The 18,421-nt window shown below is 42.6% G+C and carries 18 protein-coding genes; 9 read left to right on the forward strand and 9 right to left on the reverse strand.

Annotated elements, in window-relative coordinates:
- Positions 1 to 75 precede the first annotated feature (75 nt).
- Positions 76 to 279, reverse strand: coding sequence for an AbrB/MazE/SpoVT family DNA-binding domain-containing protein (locus tag NWE91_00775; protein MCW3984936.1), 204 nt, complete (start codon positions 277 to 279; stop codon positions 76 to 78).
- 105 nt (positions 280 to 384) lie between these two features.
- Between NWE91_00775 and NWE91_00780 the strand changes: the two genes are divergently transcribed.
- Positions 385 to 1,191, forward strand: coding sequence for a hypothetical protein (locus NWE91_00780; GenBank protein ID MCW3984937.1), 807 nt, complete (start codon positions 385 to 387; stop codon positions 1,189 to 1,191).
- 53 nt (positions 1,192 to 1,244) lie between these two features.
- A complete protein-coding gene (gene pgsA, locus NWE91_00785; GenBank protein ID MCW3984938.1) occupies positions 1,245 to 1,847 on the forward strand; it encodes an archaetidylinositol phosphate synthase in 603 nt (200 codons plus the stop codon).
- Here pgsA and NWE91_00790 read toward each other — a convergent pair.
- Positions 1,844 to 2,134, reverse strand: a complete 291-nt coding sequence (locus NWE91_00790) for a 30S ribosomal protein S26e (protein MCW3984939.1) — start codon at positions 2,132 to 2,134, stop codon at positions 1,844 to 1,846. The two genes, pgsA and NWE91_00790, sit on opposite strands and share 4 nt — an antisense overlap.
- A gap of 147 nt (positions 2,135 to 2,281) precedes the next feature.
- Between NWE91_00790 and NWE91_00795 the strand changes: the two genes are divergently transcribed.
- The 4 genes from NWE91_00795 to ilvE all read left to right on the forward strand — a co-directional run bounded on the left by NWE91_00795 (position 2,282) and on the right by ilvE (position 6,367).
- On the forward strand, positions 2,282 to 3,208 hold the full coding sequence (locus tag NWE91_00795; protein MCW3984940.1) for a PfkB family carbohydrate kinase: 927 nt from the start codon (positions 2,282 to 2,284) through the stop codon (positions 3,206 to 3,208).
- Positions 3,209 to 3,221: 13 nt separating this feature from the next.
- Positions 3,222 to 3,434: a hypothetical protein gene (locus tag NWE91_00800; protein ID MCW3984941.1), complete on the forward strand. Its 213-nt coding sequence runs from the start codon at positions 3,222 to 3,224 to the stop codon at positions 3,432 to 3,434.
- A gap of 108 nt (positions 3,435 to 3,542) precedes the next feature.
- A complete protein-coding gene (locus NWE91_00805; protein ID MCW3984942.1) occupies positions 3,543 to 5,408 on the forward strand; it encodes a threonine--tRNA ligase in 1,866 nt (621 codons plus the stop codon).
- A 68-nt stretch (positions 5,409 to 5,476) separates the two neighbouring features.
- Entirely contained in the window at positions 5,477 to 6,367 is an 891-nt protein-coding gene (ilvE, locus tag NWE91_00810; GenBank protein ID MCW3984943.1) for a branched-chain-amino-acid transaminase, read from the forward strand.
- 21 nt (positions 6,368 to 6,388) lie between these two features.
- Here the strand turns inward: ilvE and NWE91_00815 are convergent, their stop codons facing one another.
- The 6 genes from NWE91_00815 to NWE91_00840 form a co-directional block, all read right to left on the reverse strand.
- Entirely contained in the window at positions 6,389 to 7,594 is a 1,206-nt protein-coding gene (locus tag NWE91_00815; GenBank protein MCW3984944.1) for an aminotransferase class I/II-fold pyridoxal phosphate-dependent enzyme, read from the reverse strand.
- A 9-nt stretch (positions 7,595 to 7,603) separates the two neighbouring features.
- Positions 7,604 to 8,890: an FAD-binding oxidoreductase gene (locus tag NWE91_00820; protein MCW3984945.1), complete on the reverse strand. Its 1,287-nt coding sequence runs from the start codon at positions 8,888 to 8,890 to the stop codon at positions 7,604 to 7,606.
- Between the two features lie 84 nt (positions 8,891 to 8,974).
- Positions 8,975 to 10,903 carry a PKD domain-containing protein gene (locus NWE91_00825; GenBank protein MCW3984946.1) on the reverse strand — a complete coding sequence of 643 codons (1,929 nt, stop codon included), beginning with the start codon at positions 10,901 to 10,903 and terminating at the stop codon, positions 8,975 to 8,977.
- A 205-nt stretch (positions 10,904 to 11,108) separates the two neighbouring features.
- On the reverse strand, positions 11,109 to 11,636 hold the full coding sequence (locus NWE91_00830) for a universal stress protein (protein MCW3984947.1): 528 nt from the start codon (positions 11,634 to 11,636) through the stop codon (positions 11,109 to 11,111).
- 138 nt (positions 11,637 to 11,774) lie between these two features.
- A complete protein-coding gene (locus NWE91_00835; protein MCW3984948.1) occupies positions 11,775 to 12,965 on the reverse strand; it encodes a nicotinate phosphoribosyltransferase in 1,191 nt (396 codons plus the stop codon).
- A gap of 57 nt (positions 12,966 to 13,022) precedes the next feature.
- Positions 13,023 to 13,562 (reverse strand): hypothetical protein, encoded by a 540-nt coding sequence (locus NWE91_00840; GenBank protein MCW3984949.1) that lies wholly within the window; start codon positions 13,560 to 13,562, stop codon positions 13,023 to 13,025.
- Positions 13,563 to 14,056: 494 nt separating this feature from the next.
- On the opposite strand from NWE91_00840, the gene NWE91_00845 reads away from it, so the two are divergent.
- Genes NWE91_00845 through NWE91_00855 form a run of 3 tightly spaced genes read left to right on the forward strand, consistent with a single transcriptional unit; the run spans position 14,057 to position 17,971 of the window.
- Positions 14,057 to 15,256, forward strand: a complete 1,200-nt coding sequence (locus tag NWE91_00845) for a hypothetical protein (GenBank protein ID MCW3984950.1) — start codon at positions 14,057 to 14,059, stop codon at positions 15,254 to 15,256.
- Between the two features lies 1 nt (position 15,257).
- Complete coding sequence (locus NWE91_00850; GenBank protein ID MCW3984951.1) at positions 15,258 to 16,781, forward strand: hydroxymethylglutaryl-CoA synthase; 1,524 nt, start codon at positions 15,258 to 15,260, stop codon at positions 16,779 to 16,781.
- Positions 16,782 to 16,801: 20 nt separating this feature from the next.
- The gene (locus NWE91_00855; GenBank protein ID MCW3984952.1) at positions 16,802 to 17,971 is read left to right on the forward strand and encodes a hypothetical protein; all 1,170 of its coding nucleotides are present in this window, start codon (positions 16,802 to 16,804) and stop codon (positions 17,969 to 17,971) included.
- A gap of 19 nt (positions 17,972 to 17,990) precedes the next feature.
- On the opposite strand, the gene NWE91_00860 is transcribed toward NWE91_00855, so the two are convergent.
- Positions 17,991 to 18,374 (reverse strand): transcriptional regulator, encoded by a 384-nt coding sequence (locus NWE91_00860; GenBank protein MCW3984953.1) that lies wholly within the window; start codon positions 18,372 to 18,374, stop codon positions 17,991 to 17,993.
- Positions 18,375 to 18,421 lie beyond the last annotated feature (47 nt).

Below are 18,421 nucleotides of genomic sequence, written 5' to 3' on the forward strand. Positions count from 1 at the left end.
TTTTTTCTTTGCCACGTATATGGGTGTTATTCGGAAATAACACTCTGTTGTATCTAATCAACCCCTTAGAGCATTTCAAGGAGTCCAATCAAAAATGAATCTATTCATATTAACCGCCTTTAACGTAAGGACAATGATGCAATCATTCTGGATTTTCAAGTAAATTTTATCTCCTGTTTTAATTGAGAGTTTCTCTCTTGCTCCTTTGGGTAGGTAGATTCTTCCTCTGCTGTCAACTTTGCTTTTAAAGAAAGATTCCAACATCTCAAGAGCTTTCAAATCTTTTCCCACTCGACGTGTGAGTTCCCACAAAGATTTATCTTATGGTAAGAAATAAATGTATCCGTATAAATGGAGGTTTGATGTATACCTGAAGTAAGAATAGTGGTTCCAAGCGAGCTCGACAGAGCCTTAGATGGACTAGTCAAAGCAGGATTTGCTGGCAACAAAGCGGAGCTAGCAAGAATAGCACTCATTCACCTCATGTCGACCTTACCTAGGCAAATGTCTCATGGCTATGATTTAGAAACTGCCTTTTCTCCAGATGGGCGTCTATTTCAGCTAGAATATGCTACTGAATGTACACATAGAGGCGGCACAATCGCTGGAGTTTGCTGTTCCGAAGGAGTAGTATTAGCAAAGAAGTTGATTATGACCCCATTGATGGTAACTCCAAATCCATTCCTGAAAGTCTTCAAGATAAACAACACCATAGGCATGGTCTTCTGCGGTTTGCTCCCAGATGGATATCTCATTGTAGACGAAGCTTTAAGACAAATGAGAGTCATGAACGGCTTAGACATTGAAGGACTGGCTGGAAAACTCTTTCTCTTCACACACCCCTTCACGCAGAGAAAAGACGTTAGACCGCTAGGAACATCCTTTATCCTCGGAGGTTTAGACGCTGAAGGAAAGCCAAGATTGTTTCTGCTGACAAGCTACGGATATGCTGTGGAATATAGAGCGTGTGCTGATGGTATGGGCAGAGAAGCTTCAAAAAGCATTTTGGAAGAAGAATACAGAGCTGATCTCAATTTAGAAGAAGCTAGAGCATTGGCAGTTAAAGCAGTCTTAAGGAAGAAGGCAAGAGCTGAAAATGTATTGGTGACCTCAATTGATGCAAAAACCAAGAACTTCACAGATGCAACAGTAGATGAAAGGAAGAGACTGCTGGGCAGAATATTCCCGTGATCAACCTGTCTATAAATAAAGATTGCTACCATAAACACTCTTCGTGAAGCAAAATGCTAACGCGCTTAAAGAAACGAGTTCAATCCCTGCTCGCAACAACGGCAAAACTACTACATAATCTAGGTGTGACGCCGAACCAAATCAGTGCAATGGGAATTTTGTTGGCTTTTCTATCCGGTTGTTCTTACTGGGCGTGGCAGCATAATCGTCTTCTCCTCATAGTTGCACCAATTCTTTTACTACTATCTGGACTCTGCGACGCTCTGGACGGAGTTGTCGCAAGACTTCACGGTGAAACCACGGCTTTCGGCGGCTTTTTAGATTCTTTGCTCGACCGCTACGCCGATTCATTTATTCTCGTCGCAATGATAATCAGCGGTCTATGTGAAGTTTCTTGGGGTTCCATTGCGCTTGTCGGCTCTTTACTGGTAAGCTATGTTCGCGCAAGGGCAGAGGCTGCTGGAGTCAAAATGGAGACCGTTGGTTTAACGGAGCGCGCTGAACGAATACTTGTATTGACACTGGCTAGTTTCGCTGCTTTCTTCTGGCTGGGCGCACTTTATTGGAGCGTAGGAGTCCTTGCGGTGTTAACAAATCTTACCGTGCTTCAACGCACAATCTACTTTTACAATAAATCCAAGCAAAAAGAAAGTTAGTATCTCTTCCGGCGGCGTTGTCTTCGCTCGTTTTTCGAACGCACTTTCACCACGCCGTGATGCACAGCACATGAGACACAGTAATACTTCGTCTCCACAGGCGCAGCGATGTAGGTGCCTTTTTGCCGTAATTCCTTAGCTAAAGCGTAATCCACTACTGAAACTCTTCGCGAAACACGCTTAGCCTTGTCACGGGGCACAAGCTCACCGCAGCTACTGCACTGCACTAACGAGCTTTTTCCTTTACTGCCTTTTGACCTTCCACGGCTTTTCCGCTTAACTGGCAAACGTTCCACGTCCTTTTTGCGGGTAGTCAATTGTAGAGGAGACTTATATACTATGCTTGATGCCTTAGCGGGTACAGAAGCCCTTTCAAATAATTAGTATCCTGTTAAGATCTGCAAATATTAAGTTTGATATACTGAGGGCAGTATGTGTTTGACCTAGTTACAATCGGCCACTTCGTCATGGACCTAATAATCTCGCCAAAAATATCTCATCCAAGGGTAACTCTAGGCGGTGCAGCTACTTTTGTTTCTCTAGCAGCAAACAAACTGGATGCAAAGGTAGGCGTAGTATCTAAGGTAGGAAAAGACTTTCAAAAACAGCTTTTATGGCTTCGTAAAGCTAACGTAGATTTGTCAATGGTGCAAATTGCAGAAGACGCTTCTACAACCCGTTTCATGCTCACCTACTACGATGGAAAGCGGAAACTTCAACTAGGAAATAAGGCGCCCCAAATAGTTCCAAAAGATATACCAGTTTCTTTGCGTGCCAAAGCAATTCATGTCGCGCCAGTGGCAAACGAACTCTCACTGGAAGCAATTCGAAAGCTTAGAAACAGGACATCCTTGTTATCCATCGACCCTCAAGGATTCCTACGTGAATTCGACGAGGCAGGTTACATGAAACTCAAGGGATTGAGTGATGTAAGCTTCCTCCAACACTGTGACGTCTTCAAATCGTCACTTAAAGAAATTAAGATAGTAACTGAATGTGCTAAACTTGGAACTGCAATGAAAAAGGTTCGTAAATGTGGTGTGAAAACTGTCTTAGTTACTATGGGCAGGAAAGGAATATTGGCGTATCTTGATGATAAATTCTATCATATTCCCGCCTGCAAACCTAAAATCCTTCAAGATCCAACTGGCGCTGGCGACGTTTTCATCGGCGCCTTTTTAGCGGAGCGTATTCAAGGCAGAGAGCCTCGGTGGTGTTGCTGTGTCGGTTCAGCCGCTGCATCCTTTGTTATAGAAGACGTTGGCTCTCAGCGTTTCGGTGAAAAGAAAGAGGTTTACGAGAGGGCAACTAAAATATATGAGAAGGGAATTAAGCCATTGCCACAGGACTCTATTGTTTAGAAGGTGCTTGTTGTTGGGAAGAATAGACAAAGGCGTAAAATGCAGTGTTTCAGGCTGTGTCAAAGACGCGATTCGTTCTATTGCTGCAGGCAAAGTCACCGCTGCCAGGTTAAAAATCCACACTGAAAGAAGAGCGTATCTCTGCAAGGAACACTACAAAGAGTTCAAGAAAGCCACAAAGAAAGACCGAACGCTGGAGAAATGGAGGCATCAAGGCTCGCGTTAGTGGGCCGATCTGTTCCGAAGTCGGGAAGCAACGGTCATTTTTCCACAAGCATTTTTAGAAAGGCTGATCTAATTCTAAGATTAAGTCAATTAAAGCGGGTTGATCAGTTTGCGTATACTTCAACTGCATTCAAATTACATCAAATACAAACCCATACAAAAGGAAATTGACTTAGCTGAAGAAGTGAAAGGGGAAGAGGAAAGACAGATAGAGGAGGTTGTTGTCCTTTTTACCGCTATTGAAGAGGGCGACAACGAAACCACGGCAAAACAAGCAATCAGGGAAGTACGAGATTTCCTAGGGAAACTCAAAGTCAATAAGATTCTAATCTACCCTTACGCACACCTAAGTAGCAACTTAGCAAAACCTGCATCGGCGCTCAAAGTCGTTAAAGCAATGGAAAAGTATGCAAAAGAAAATAGCATAGAAACCTTTCGCGCGCCTTTTGGCTGGAACAAACAATTCACCATCTCAGTAAAAGGACACCCTTTAGCAGAACAATCAAGAGTAGTTCTACCAGGCGAAGTAAGGAAGGACGAGAAAGTTTCCGAGGCTCTGAAAGCCGAAGAAAAAATGAAGTCTTCTTGGTATATTCTGCAACCAGAGGGAAACATGGTACCTGTTGAAAAATTCGATTTTACAGGACATGAAAACCTTGAAAAGTTTGCTAAATACGAAATCTCAAAGATGAGAGCAAGTCAACAAATGCCGCCACACGTCAAACTGATGAGAAGGCTTGAACTTGTCGACTATGAGCCTGGTAGCGACCCTGGAAACTTGAGATGGTATCCTAAGGGGCGACTAGTCAAATCTTTGATTGAGCGGTTCGTCACTAGCACCATCTTGAAGTACGGTGCCATGGAAGTTGAAACCCCAATTATGTACGACTTTAATCATCCCAGCCTAAGCGACTATCTAGACCGATTCCCAGCAAGACAGTACATCATCAAGTCGGAAGACAAAGACCTATTCCTCAGATTCGCCGCATGCTTCGGCCAGTTTCTCATGCTTCATGACGCTCAGTTTTCTTACCGCCAACTTCCATTACGAATCTACGAACTGACGAGATACAGTTTTAGGCGAGAGAAAAGTGGTGAAATAGCAGGACTACGACGACAACGCGCCTTCACGATGCCTGATTGCCACGCCCTCTGCTCCGACTTGGAGCAAGCGAAAAAGGAATATGTCATCCGCTTCGAGTTGTGCATGAAAGTCTTAGAGGGTCTTGGATTTGGAAGAGAAGATTATGAATTGGGGATAAGGTTTACAAAGCATTTCCACGAAAAAAACTGGGATTTCATAGTTTCCTTGGCAAGACTATTTGCGAAACCAGTTTTGATTGAGATGTTGGAGAAAAAAGCATTATATTGGGTTCTAAAATGGGAATTTAACTTCGTTGACAACCAAGACAAAGCCTCCGCATTATCAACAGATCAACTTGATGTGGAAAACGCCTGCAGATACGATATCACCTACATTGATGAAAAAGGTGAAAGGCAGCATCCGCTGATTCTACATTGTTCACCAAGTGGTGGAATTGAAAGATGTGTCTATGCGATGTTGGAAAAAGCGTATCGAGAACAGCAAAAAGGGGGAATCCCAATTTTTCCACTTTGGCTTTCGCCCACACAGGTCAGAATAGTACCCGTCTCAGACAAATTCACCAAAGATGCTGAAAAAATTGCTGAAGAAATTGGTAAATATGAAATAAGAGTAGATTTTGACGATCGTCCTTTGACCATGCAAAGGAAAATCAGAGAAGCAGAAACTGAATGGGTAAACTACATAGTAGTTATTGGTCAAAGAGAAATCGACTCAGGAATTCTGCCGGTTCGGGATAGACTTGTTGGAAAAATCGTGAAAATGAGACTTCAAGAGCTGGTTGACAGTATTTTGAAAGACACAAAAGGTAAACCGTTCAAGCCAATACCCTTACCTAAAAAGCTGTCCCTGCGCCCACAATTCTACGGCTAAAATCGTCCTACAAAAAGTATATCAAGCAATCACAATACTGTAGAGATTCTAAAAGGAGAATGTTAGAAATGGAGCAGAAAGAGCTTCTTATTTACATAGATGGAAAGCACTGTCCGAAGTCAGAAGCGAAAATCTCAGTGTACGACCATGGCTTCCTTTATGGAGACGGTGTGTTTGAAGGAATACGCGCTTACAACGGCAGCGTATTCAAACTGAAAGAACACATTGACAGACTATATTCATCCGCACACGCTATCATGTTAGAAATTTCCGTGACAAAAGAAGAAATGATCAACGCCGTGATAGAAACGCTGAAAAGAAACAAACTTACCGATGCATACATTCGTCTGGTTGTCTCCAGAGGCGTAGGCGACTTAGGACTTGACCCCAGAAAATGCTCCAAACCAACAATAATAATCATCACCGACCGAATAAAACTTCACGGAGGAGAAGCTAAAGAAAAAGGCTTGACAGCCATAATTTCATGGGTCAAACGGGATCCTGTAGATGCAACAACGCATGAGATAAAATCTCTAAACTATCTAAACAGTATACTTGCCAAAATTGAAGCTAACAACGCAAACGTTGATGAAGCAATATATCTAAATAAAGAAGGTTTTGTATGCGAAGGTGTTGCAGAAAACATATTTACCGTATCCAATGATGTAATTATAACTCCGCCGACATCTACAGGTGCTCTGCGGGGAATAACGAGGAATGTTGTCATTGAGATTGGCCGAAAGCTTGGATACACCGTCCTTAAGAAAGAAATTACACCTACAGACCTGTTCCTCGCAGATGAAGTGTTCTTTACAGGAACCGCGGTAGAAGTGGTTCCAGTAAAAGAGATAAACGGACGACAAATCGGGAGCGGGAAACCTGGTCCAGTCACTCGAAGGTTGATGGCAGAATATCATAAGCTAGTAAGAGACCCTGAAGAAGGCGTGCTAATTCGCTGAAAAACAGCAACTTAACCTTAGCTAACTACGACTCATAAATTTCTCTAGCATGTTGAATGCATTTTCCAAGATTTCAATAGGCGGCAAAAACACGCCCCTCACGTGCCCTACACCATATGTGTCACAAAAGCCCGAACCGTGTACAAAAAGAACACCTGTTTTTTCCAAAACGTCCAAAACAAATTCTAAATCAGTCTTCCAACGTTGCCCAATCCCATGTATTCTTGGAAAGACGTAAAAAGCCCCTTTAGGCTTTGTGCAACTGATTCCTTCAATTTCATTTAAGCGCTTCCAAGCGTAGTCTCTTCTTTTCCGCAATTTCTCAACCATCTCAGTGATATGCTCTTGCGGTCCATTCAAAGCCGCCACACCTGCCTTTTGAATAGGAGTATTGGTGCACAACCTAATCCGAGATTCTTTTTTGGCGCTTTCCTCCAGGGCCTCTAACTTTCTTTCAGGGTCGTGGAAATAGAAGTATCCTAGCCTCCACCCAGTGGCCAAATAAGCTTTAGAAAAACCGTTGAGCCCAACGACTGGAAAATCCTTCGCAATACAGGCTGTGCTTACAAACCGGTCTTCATACACTATTCTATCATAGATTTCGTCAGACAAAACCAACAAGTCATTTTCGGCTGCTAAATCCACAATTCTTTTCACCGTGTTCTCATCATAAACAGCGCCGCATGGATTGTTAGGATTTATTATCACAACACCTCTAGTCTTCCTAGAAATTTTTGATCGCATATCTTCAACGTCAGGTTTCCACCCTTTTTCTTCCACAGTCTTGTACGATATAGGCTTTCCCTCAAAAAACTTGGCATACGCTGCATACGGTGGGTAAGTTGGACCAGGCACTAGAATTTCGTCGCCTCTGTCTATTATCGCTGCCATAATCATGAATATGCCTTCGGAAACCCCTGTGGTGACTATGACGTTTTCAGGCGAAATGTCTATGTTGTTAACACGTTTTTCTTTTTTACAAATTGCCTCTCTTAACTCTAAGAGCCCCTCTGATGGACCATACCAGTTTGCCCCAGCTTTCACTGCCTCAAACAAAGCCAGTTTAATGTGTCTGGGTGTGTCAAAGTCGAACTTTACGGGGTCGCCTATATTGAGGTAGGTTATTTTTTTTCCTGTTTTTTCAATTTTTTTGGCGAACTCTGTGACGTCTCTGATCGCATATTTGATTGTGCTTACTCTTTCCGTGACTTTAAATGGTATTGTCAAGTTGCTCACCTAGATAATGAGTTTTTCCGGTTCTACATTACGTTTTGCAATGCCAAGGTCATCTACTTTGAATTCCTTGTTTCCAAAAAGGTTTGCGTGTTCTTCACCCATGTACAAAGCTGCAGCGATTCTGCCTAGAGCGTCACCTTTCATGTTTCCACTTCCGCTACAACTCCCGACCACCAACAAATCGTTTTCTTCGAAAATAACAGGTTGTCCATCAATGGTGTTAAGCGCATATTGACCTGCCCAAGAGCCATAAGGTTGAGCTCCCAAAAACTGAGGGAAATATTTTGTGACTACCTGATATATTCCATAGCGGTAGAAGTTTTCTTCAGGTTGCGGGTCATCTTCTAATTTGAAAGCCCGTGGAAAGTGGTCGCCATAGCTTAGCCAGAAAGCGTTTTCCTCTAAAGCTGGTTTTATGTAGACTGCAGGTTCTGGCAAGATTGTGAAAGGCATACAGTTTTCTGCATTGAAGCCTTCTACATTTAATAGTTGTCTTAATTCTGTTGTTGATGCTTGTACAGAAAAAAGTTGGCGCTTTATAGGTTCCATCGGCGCGTAAACTCCAATTTGATGAAGCAGTGTGTTCGCCCATACGCCGGCAGCAATAATTGTTTTCTTAGCTTTTATTGTGCCTTTGTTGGTGTTGACTCCAGCGGCTCTTGATTTTTGCCAGAAAAAGGGTTCGTCCGGCATGCCTAACGGCTCTTCCGGGTCTACTAGTATCTTCTCTGCTATTGTGTTGTATTGAATTTCTCCGCCGAGTTTTTTGAACTCTGCTTCGTAGAACTGAACTAGCAAGTCTATGTCGATCGACCCTGCTTTGGGAACAAACACTCCTTTTTCCACATCTGCCAATCTCATCATTTGTGCTTCCTCATCCTTTGCTACTTCTGTTCTGAGATTAAGCCGTTTCGTCAAGTCTTCTTTTTCATACACTTCATATTCAAGACCGCTTTCCGCCATCGATTTGAGAAGAGGCTCTATTATTCTGTAATGCTCTTTTGAGAACAGCCACAAATAGCCAGCCCATCTCAACCTCAAATCTACCCCTAGTTGGGTTTGAACATGCTTAAAGAATTCAACTGTGGTGTCCACCAGAGTGAGGTTTGTGCGAGAATAGAAGAAACATCTAAACATGGCAGCACTCTTGGCCGTATTTCCTTGGCCAGCTGTGCTCATCTTATCTATGACTAGAATTCTGTCGTTGGGTCGTTGTTTTTTCACGTGATAAGCGGTTGCCAGTCCGATTATGCCTGCGCCTACAATAACAGCGTCATATTCTGTCATTTTGCTTCATCTCGCTTTCCAGTTTTTGTTTGGAAGCTATCAGTAGATAAGAGGTTAAAGATTAACGCTTCGCTAGGCTCACGTTTAGGATTGGAAGAAGTTGAATTTACGGTTTTTTTTCATCTGGAAACGTTTAGGATCGTAGCTGTTGTTAGCGTTGAACTCAACAGCTTTCCAGGCATAGACGATTTCAGCGGATTCCGTGAACAAAGCGACAAGGGGCGGACTTGGAAGAACAGTCTTAGTGGCGTTGATTGAGGCGGTTGCGCCATCGTCGTCGGTGACAGTCAAAGTTACAGTGTAGTTTCCGTTGTCAATATAAGTATGTTCTACAATAGCCCCTGACGCATTGGTTCCGTCACTAAAGTCCCAGAAGTAGCTAACAATGGTGCCGTCGGGATCGTAGCTTCCGGAAGCGTTGAACGTGATGACCTCACTCGTATAGACGGTTTCCGCGGATTCCGTGAAAATCGATACCGGAGGCCTGTTCAGAACGGTCTTCGTGGCGGTTGTTGACGCAGTGTCGCCATCATCATCAGTTGCTGTAAGAGTTACTGTGTAATTTCCATCGTCTGAGTACGCGTGTTCCACGGTCAAGCCTGTAGTGTTTGTCCCGTCACCAAAATCCCAGAAATAGCCAACAATCGACCCATCGGGATCATAGCTTTCAGTAGCGTTGAAGTAAATATTTTCGTCCGTAAGTACAGACGTCGCTGACTCGGTGAATGACACTATGGGCAGCTTGTTGAGCACCTTGATGTCGGCGGAGGTTTTGTCGGTTAGTCCATTGTTGTCGGTCACGATAAGTGTAACTGTGTAGTTTCCGTTGTTAGCGTAGGTGTGGGTTGTAACCTCGCCAGTTTCATTCGTCCCGTCACCAAAATCCCAGAGGTATCTGACTATTGTGCCGTTGGGGTCATAACTTTCAGATGCATCAAAGGTTACAGTTTCGCCTGTGTCAGGAGCCGTGGGGAGGTAGGTGAAAGAAGCAACAGGTAGTTCGATGCGGGTATATTCCTGTGTGAAGAAGCCTTGCGCCGTATAAACTGTTACTTTTATTTCTTGACCTTTGAACTCTGTCCAATTCCACAAGCATTGAAGGGTAAGGTTATCGCCGGGCATGAGCCTCTGTGTTATGTCACCTATTGTTGTTATGTTCTCGAAAATTTGAGTCCCATTTGTGATTGCTACTCTGTTGATGTTGACAAAATGTGGCGATGACGGTAGATTCGAGACTGTTACATTAAATCCACTGGTGTCAGGTAGTGCAGTGAAAGTTAAATCTGTTATATTAAGCGATACGGAGGGAGGCAAGGAAGCTGTTTTGGATACTGCTGAATAACCTTGTGAAGTTTTGGCAGTAATATTATGAGAAGAACCAAGAGAACCCTTTTCCCATAGGTTCCAGTAACATGTGAAGGTCTTGTTTTGGCCTGGTTGAAGTTGCTGTGGAAGTGTGGCGTTTTCATCGTGGATTGTCATGTTTTGAGGTGGAATGCTGGTAGAATCAAATAGTATTTCTGTTACATTTAATGGTATGAGCGATTCTGCTGAATTTCTGATAGTCACATTAAAACGCTCGACAGTTACTGTGGTGTCAAATTCTGCTTTGACAATTTCTAACTTCACTTTACCTGCTTTAAAGGGAAATGTTGCGCCCGAGTCATCTTGCAGGAATACAACAACACGGATGGTTTGACCCGCGAATTCTCCCCAGCTGCTGTTGCACCTAAAAGTTATGGCTTCGCTTTTTCTAAGAGGATATGGGATTGATGGTCCTATGGATTCCGCCGGGATGCTATAAATCGTTTCCACATCATCTATGATAGTAACTATGGTAATACTAATTATGTTTGCATCAGCTTTCGAATAGGATGGATTTAGAACAGTCACTTTAAAATAGGTGCTGTCTTCGATGGGAAATGTAACATTCGTGATTGTTATCGTGGTGACACCTTCGGGAACCTTAAATCCTATTTCCACATAATAGCCCACAGTCCACAAGTATGACAACACAGCGCCTACTATCGCCGATGCTAAAAGCAAAATTAACAAAGAAAGTGTTGAAATCCCCTTTGTACTTCTTAACATAGTGTGCATGCTTCGTTCCTCGTTTTTAGCGTGATGGTTATTCTGATTTGTGAAGGGAGTAAATAAGTATTCGGTTGTGGAATGAAGCATTTTTCAAGCCGTATTCGTGTTTCTTTGTGCCTCTGAATTATCTCACTATTAGTACGGGGCATGGTGCGTATGTTACTACTCCGTTGGCTACGCTTCCTAGAAGGAATTTTTTGATTCCGGTTCTGCCTTTAGTTCCCATAACAATAAGGTCGCAGCCTTCTTTGTTGGCGATCTCTGTTATTGCGTGAACAATTGACATGTGATTTTCGATGACTTTTGTCTCAACTGTGACTCCTACTTTCTTTGCCATTTTCTCTACTTTTTTTAGATATTCTTCTACCATCTTTCTTTTTTCTCTGGAGATTGTTATCGGAATAGGAGTTACTGTGGAGGCTGGCGCAACTTCTATAGGGGTAGGCGCAAAAGCATAAGCGGGTAAGTGCATCACATGAACAGCGATAAGCTCAGCTTTTTCTTCCTTTTCATGTTTTTCGTGTTTCTCATGTTTCTCGTGCTTTTCGTAAGTCTCTCTGGGAGCTGCTTCAGCCTTAAGTGAAGCTCCACATTTTGGGCAATACTTCATTTCTTCGGAAACTTCATTTCCACATTTTGGACAGTATGGCAAACTGTTTCACCATATTTCAACTATTCTGCTAGGTTGACATTTAATATAAGCGTTAAAGCTCCGATCTGTTAGTAGAAAGCTGATAGACATTTATTTTGTTTCCTCTCGAAAAACTACGGTTGCCCGTGCTTAGCGACTTTATTCAAGAGAAAGTTTTTCCAACTGCTCTAATACATATTCACGAATTTCTTTTGGCTTAGGCAACTTTGCCACCACATTCCCGTTTTTTACAAGTGGTTTCAACATTCGATCTGTTTTGCCTCGGCATTTTAGGCATGTTGGTTGAGGTTCATTATAGGACAAAACTACGTCGACTAGGCATTTTGGGCATCGCCACACCTCCTTTTTCCCCCCAAGCTTACCTCGCTTTGCACATAGCTTTCCGTCTATCTCAACTATATCCATGGCGAAGTTTATAGTAGGCGAGTTACTCACATGTGTGCCTACACCAAACGCGTCTGCACCAGCTTCACTTAGTTGTCTGACTGATTCTTCGTTCAAACCTCCAGAAACGAAGATTTGGACATGTTTGCAGCCGCGAATGTTCAGTTCCCATCGTACCTCTCGCACAATTTCTGCGAAATTACCTTTACGAGATGATGGTGTGTCAAGTCGTACTGCCTTTAATTTTTTCAAAGCCTTTACAGCCATAATTGCTTCCATCTTTTCATCCGAGTATGTATCTACTAAGGCAACGCGAGGCACATCTTCTTCAACTATGCTGTCAAAAGCTTTCCATGCTTTAACCTGGTCGCCCATAACTATTATGAGGGCGTGGGGCATAGTTCCCACGGGCTCGGTCTCTACTGCCTTGGCGCCCGTCAGACAGCTAACTGCGTCAAACCCACCAATGAACGCCGCACGGTCTATCATTGGTGAAAGAGACGGGTGCATGCGACGGATACCAAAAGAAATAAGGCGTTTGTTTTTGGCAACTTTTCTTATTCTCGCTGCTCGAGTGGCTATTCCAGAGGCTTGACAAATAAGACCTAGAAGAGGAGTTTCATAGAGACAAAAGTCTCCATAAGAACCTTCAATCCGTACAACAGGCTCACGGAAACCTTGGTGATCACCAGCATAGAAAACGGTTCCTTCAGACATCGAATAGACATCAACGGGAATACCTTTGAACAAATGGGCTAATTCTTCAATGCCGCACAGAATGCCCCAGGGCCGATTTTCTGGAAGGCTACCAGAAGTAACTTCCGCTATCACACGGGTTTTTTCCCTACCTTTAGCTTCTAAAATCTGTTTTGTGCGGACAAAGTAAATATCCGTGGTTTCTGCTCGTTTAATCTCTTCGTCGGAAGCAACATGAAAAAGACGCATCTAAATTCTCTCCACAGCTCTTGCTTCAATGAAGTATAGCGATATTTATTTAAAGGTTCAAGCATTGCTTACGAATAGAAGTAGCTGAATGAATCCAACCTCAATTACTGCAGCTATAAAAAATAATAAATAAATTATTACAAGAGCTCTTATGGTCATGCTTCTGCTTAATGTTTTCCGTATTGTTAAATAAATTCCATACCCTTCAATTATGCCATTGGGCAGACTCAGCAGAACAAACATAGCTAAGTTACCCAGAGCTACGGTGCCAAAAACAATCATGCTAGCTCTAAAAATGCTCAAAAGAATAATCATGAGAGTGAACATTAAAGCAAAAGGGCGGGGGTGTTGAAGCACAACATAGTCATACTTTTTCGGCTTGAAAAAAGAAAGAACTAGTTCGACGTAGAAAGTCATAGCAAGCAGAATAAGAGAGACCACCAAGACATTGTGGACAAAGACCACTAACACAGCAATTGGAGGATTAGCGAACAAGTTTCCAGAATATTCAAAGAAAGCCCTATTTTCAACATATGCCAACGCTAAGAAAATCAGCAAAGTGACGCCAAGTAACAACGTTCTCTTCTTCGAAGCCATTGTAAGAACCACAGGTCCTATGTGTTCGCGAGTAAGTGAATAAAAACATTGCCTGACTTTTCAATTCGCGCCTAATTTTAAAAACTGCTGTTCAACCAGAAGTGTGTGGAGAACCTAGATCGAGACGTTGAATATAACCCACATTCTCTTCGTCATACATCAAATTTAATTCTTTGGAGCTCATTCCTCTATTCAATGCAACAAACATGGATAGCATTGAACCCAACGCGTGAATACATAAAGCATCTATCTCGTCCAAGATACTTATGGTTCATTGGAGGCTATTTTGTCCTTGACTATGAATACGCAACATTTTCCACGAATTTCCTTGACTTGACAAAAAGGATCTTTCAACCTGTTTCGCAGATGCCTTATCACCTTGTCGTATCTAAACTTAACTACTTAAGGCAGATTCTGCGTAAGATAGAAAACACTTAAAAAAGACCTTTATATAAGTGGATAAAGCTCTGCAGAGAGAGGAGTTAATATTTGTCATGAAAACGAAATGCCCGGCTATAATCAGCGTGGGCAGGACCGAGTTTGGAGAGCATTATGAAAGAGAGCCTAACAATTTGGTTGAGGAGGCTGGACTGACAGCTTTAGACTCTGCAAAAATTGAGCGTGGAGACGTTGACGCGTGTCACTTTGCAGACTATTTTCTTCCTATAACCAACAAATTGGGACTTGAAGAAGGCTTTCTATCTGAACTCTTAGAGTTAAACGTCCCCATGGAAATCACGCGGTCCTTCAGCTCCGCCCTCGCAAATGCCTGCAACGCCGTTCTGGCAGGAAAGTATGAACTCATGCTTGTGGGTGGAATGGAAAAAATGACGGACCGGTGGGACAAGATTAGAGATGACCTCATGCTTCTAGAGGACCCATGGAGCTATTATGCTGGATGTACTCCAGAGGCGAACCATGAGCTTATGCTTAGAGCATACATTAAAAAATTCGGGATTGCCGGTGAACAACTTGACATTTTAGAAAAAGCGTTAGCTGGCTTCTCAGTGAGAAATCACCACATGGCCATGAAAAACAAGTACGCTCAGTTTCATAAAGAAATCTCCGTTGACACAGTTATGAAGGCAAGAGCCAAGGCAAGAAGACCTTTAGGCTTGTTCGATTTTGCACCAATATCTGACGGCGCCTCTGCTCTAATACTAACAAATTCAGAACTTGCTGAATCTTATACTAGCAAACCAGTTTACATTCTAGGCTACTCTCTAGCCACAGATTATATTACCTTCCCTTCGCGGAACAACCTGACTGGTTTTTTGTCCACTAGACTTGCAATGAAGGATATCCTTAAGACAGCGGATATCGAATTGGACGACATTTCGATTTTGGAGCTTTACGATCAATCTACGATGATGGGGATGGTGTCTTTAGAGGATTTAGGGTTCTGCGAGAGGGGTAAGGCGTGGATAGACATTTACAGAAGTTGTCAAGAGAATGAAGACTATTACGAGCTTAATGGTAAGAGGCTATTCGTGAACGTGAATGGTGGACTTAAGGCCGATGGAAATCCTTTGGGCGCCACAGGTGGTGCAGAGATTTTCGAGGTATTTCAACAGTTAAGACATGAGGCTGGTGAAAGGCAGGTAAAGGCAGATGGTGAACTCAGATGCGGTTGTGTTCACGAGTTGGAAGGTTTTGGAACCAAAGCATATATCTACATTCTAGGAAGGAACTGACATGAGCAGCGAGCCAATTGAGAGACGGGTGGCCTATATAGGCGATAGGCTACGCGGTAGTCGTTGCAGCATATGCGGAAAAGAATATTTCAAACTCAAAGATTACTGCGGCGCTTGCGGAAGGGAAAGCTTTGGCAAAATGGAGCGTATTGACTTCTTTTACGAAGAAGGAACGCTGGAAATTTGCACCCTTGTAAATAAACCTACAAACAAGTTCACAAAATTAGGGCCATACCTCTATGGAATATTTTCGTTCCACAATGGCAAAGTACGTTTTCCAGGTAGATTAACTGATCGTATTATCAGAGATGAGGAGGAACTAAGGCTCGATGATTTGGAAGGAAGAAGGGTTGTCCCGCGCTTTAGGAGAAGACACGCTGTAGACGCCAGTGGAATAATCCCAACAATATCTCTGACTTTTTCCTTTACTGATGAATACTACCCTTACCAAGAGTATAAAATAGTTAAGCCTTCGAAGGAATACGAGAAGCCAGGAATAGTGGGTTATGGTGTCTATTCTTCTAAGTTCAGAATTAGAGAAGGTAGAATAGAGCGCGCTGTCCCCTTTCTAGATGAAGACGCTATAACAGCAGCCGTTGAAGCTGGAAAAATTGCACTTATTCATTCAGGTGTCGATCATAGGTTGATTGGTAAGGTGTACGTAGGATCAGAGTCTAATCCTTACGCTGTCAAGCCGATCGCTTCTAAAGTAGCTCAGGTTCTGAAGCTTGGCGAAGAGTACCGAGCAGAAGGTATCCAATGTGTAGACGCCATAGACACGGAGTTTGCATGTAAAGCAGCAACTAGCATGTTTAAGGACGCTGCTTCTCTAGTATATTACCCCGATTCAGAAGAATCTTATGCCATGGTAATCGGAGCAGACAATTCTCAATCTGCCCCAAGAGACGAGCCAGGAGGTGAACTAGACTTGTTTGTAGGCTATGGAGGCGCCGCTTTCATTTTTGGTATGCATGATGTAATAGCTCAGTTTGAAGGCTGGGTTTCAACTACGTCAGACACGCCAGATTTTTGGAGAAGGGACACACAACCTTACCCAAGTCACGGTGGTAGATTTACGGGTAAACCAGCTTACTTCAAACACGTAACAAAAACCGTCAAAAAGCTTATGGAACGATTGAAGCTTGAACCCCGTGACATAAACTATTTTGTGGCCCATCAGCCTAACGCTGCTTTTCCGACACGTGTTGCGAAAAGTTTGGGTTTTAAAGAAGAACAATTTCTACCCGGGCTTCAGGTTGCGAAATTCGGAAATACGTACTCTGGATGCTCGCCCATCGGTTTAGCCGCTGTCCTTGACATAGCAAAACCGAACGATAGAATATTAGTAGCGGGTTATGGTTCTGGGGCAGGGAGCGATGCTTACTCTTTTGTTACCACAAACCAGTTAATGGATAAGAGACCTAGACAGAAATTCACTGTAAGATATCAGGCTGAAAATAAATTCATAGATTATGTAGATTACGCCACTTACAGAAGAATTAAGCAAGGAATGCACGCAACTTGACAATCGATGAGCCCCACTCTTTGGAAGAAGAACAAGAAAAAAAGCAACCGTGGCAGTTTGTAAAATGGATATTCAGGGTGCTATACTCTCCAATGAAGACGTTTGAAGAGATAGTGGAGAAACCGAACATTAAAGGTCCAGTATTAATCCTATTGATAACGTTGCCCTTAATTTTAGGCGGACAATATGTAAGCGGGACCAAATTTTTCTTAGAGACCCCAACACCTGAAAACGATTTATGGACAGAATCTGTTGGGAACTCAACGTCGTTCTTATGGAACTCCAACGACAATGTGACTCTTGATAGCCGCGACTTCATTATAGGCAATTATAGTGTTTCTACTTCTTTGACTAATAGTTCACTAATCTGGATACGTTTAACAAACATAGGAAGTTTCAATTGCTCTAAAGAGGAATATAGCCGCTTATCGTTTAGAACAAAATGGATTAATGAAGCAGATGATGCTCCAACCGCAATCTTGCAGTTATTTTCGTTCAACAATGAAAGCAAAAAAATCGAGTTGGATATAGGAGACATCATAGCCAACAACACTAACGTCTGGGCAAATATTACTGTTAATCTTGCCACCGACAATTGGGTAGGAGCATCAGAGAAATCAGCAAATTGGACAAACATAACTGGGATCAGTTTTCTGTTAACATGGGCTAATACAGCAAACCTTGTTCTAAAAATCGATGACTTGTTTTTCGGAAAGTATACTGCCATTTCATCCTCCAACACCTTTGACTTGCAACTTACATATTCGTCTATACGAGGCGGCATCAATTTTTTGTTGGAATGGCTAATTCTCTCTGGAATAGTTTTGTTAGCTTTAAGGAGCTTCTCAGATTGGAATGGTTTATGGAAAAACTTGTTATCCACCTTTGGATATGTGTATTCAGCCTCTATCGTTTATTTGGGAGCTCTTGCGCTGCTATTTATTCTTCTACCGCCTATCTTCCTTCCCTATAACACTACCTACTTGGAATATCTTGACATCTACCAAGGCAGTTGGGGCACACCAATTACTTTTCTAAGCTTGTTTGCTTATGGATGGACTACCATTCTTTGTGCTATTGCTTTGAAAAAGATACATGAACTCTCTTGGAACAAAGCCTTTTTGATAGGTTTAGGAGCTGTTGTAATGAGCTTATTATTCAGTTCCTTTTTGCTCAACGTGTTCCTTTAAGCCAGTTGACGTTGAACAATCACGTGAGGAAAAGGCATACTTTGCATTGTTGTATGTCTAAAGTTGGATCCACGCGTTTGCACAGCTCGCACATAAGACCCTTTTTTCGTACAAGCTTGCATGTAGTGCAGATTTGTAGTGCAAGCGCTGTTCTGTTCAAGTTGCCGTTAGCTAGTAAGGCAGCAGTTTTCGTAATTAGTGTTTCAACTTTCTTTTCTTTTTCTATCAACAGAATTCTTCCTCTTACATGGTGAGCATATTTGCTTACAGCTGTTTGGGTTATGCCAAGTAGGTTGGCTGCTTCTCTTTGTTTCATTCCGTAGGTTTTAATGAGCTCTTTTGCAAGGAGGGCGCGTATTGCGGGGACGACTGATTTTACTGCGACTTCGCATGGAAGTTTCATTGTTTTGCTCCGTTTATAGTGTTGTGAGGAAAATGTATATAAATATG

The sequence above is a fragment of the Candidatus Bathyarchaeota archaeon genome, from assembly GCA_026014805.1.
In the GTDB taxonomy this organism is placed as follows: Archaea; Thermoproteota; Bathyarchaeia; order Bathyarchaeales; family SOJC01; genus JAGLZW01.

Bases quoted from the DNA above. Each gene is read 5' to 3' on its own strand.
- pgsA (MCW3984938.1), top strand. From the start codon at position 1,245: ATGCTAACGCGCTTAAAGAAACGAGTTCAATCCCTGCTCGCAACAACG.
- ilvE (MCW3984943.1), top strand. From the start codon at position 5,477: ATGGAGCAGAAAGAGCTTCTTATTTACATAGATGGAAAGCACTGTCCG.
- NWE91_00820 (MCW3984945.1), bottom strand. From the start codon at position 8,890: ATGACAGAATATGACGCTGTTATTGTAGGCGCAGGCATAATCGGACTG.
- NWE91_00835 (MCW3984948.1), bottom strand. From the start codon at position 12,965: ATGCGTCTTTTTCATGTTGCTTCCGACGAAGAGATTAAACGAGCAGAA.
- NWE91_00840 (MCW3984949.1), bottom strand. From the start codon at position 13,562: ATGGCTTCGAAGAAGAGAACGTTGTTACTTGGCGTCACTTTGCTGATT.
- NWE91_00845 (MCW3984950.1), top strand. From the start codon at position 14,057: ATGAAAACGAAATGCCCGGCTATAATCAGCGTGGGCAGGACCGAGTTT.
- NWE91_00850 (MCW3984951.1), top strand. From the start codon at position 15,258: ATGAGCAGCGAGCCAATTGAGAGACGGGTGGCCTATATAGGCGATAGG.
- NWE91_00860 (MCW3984953.1), bottom strand. From the start codon at position 18,374: ATGAAACTTCCATGCGAAGTCGCAGTAAAATCAGTCGTCCCCGCAATA.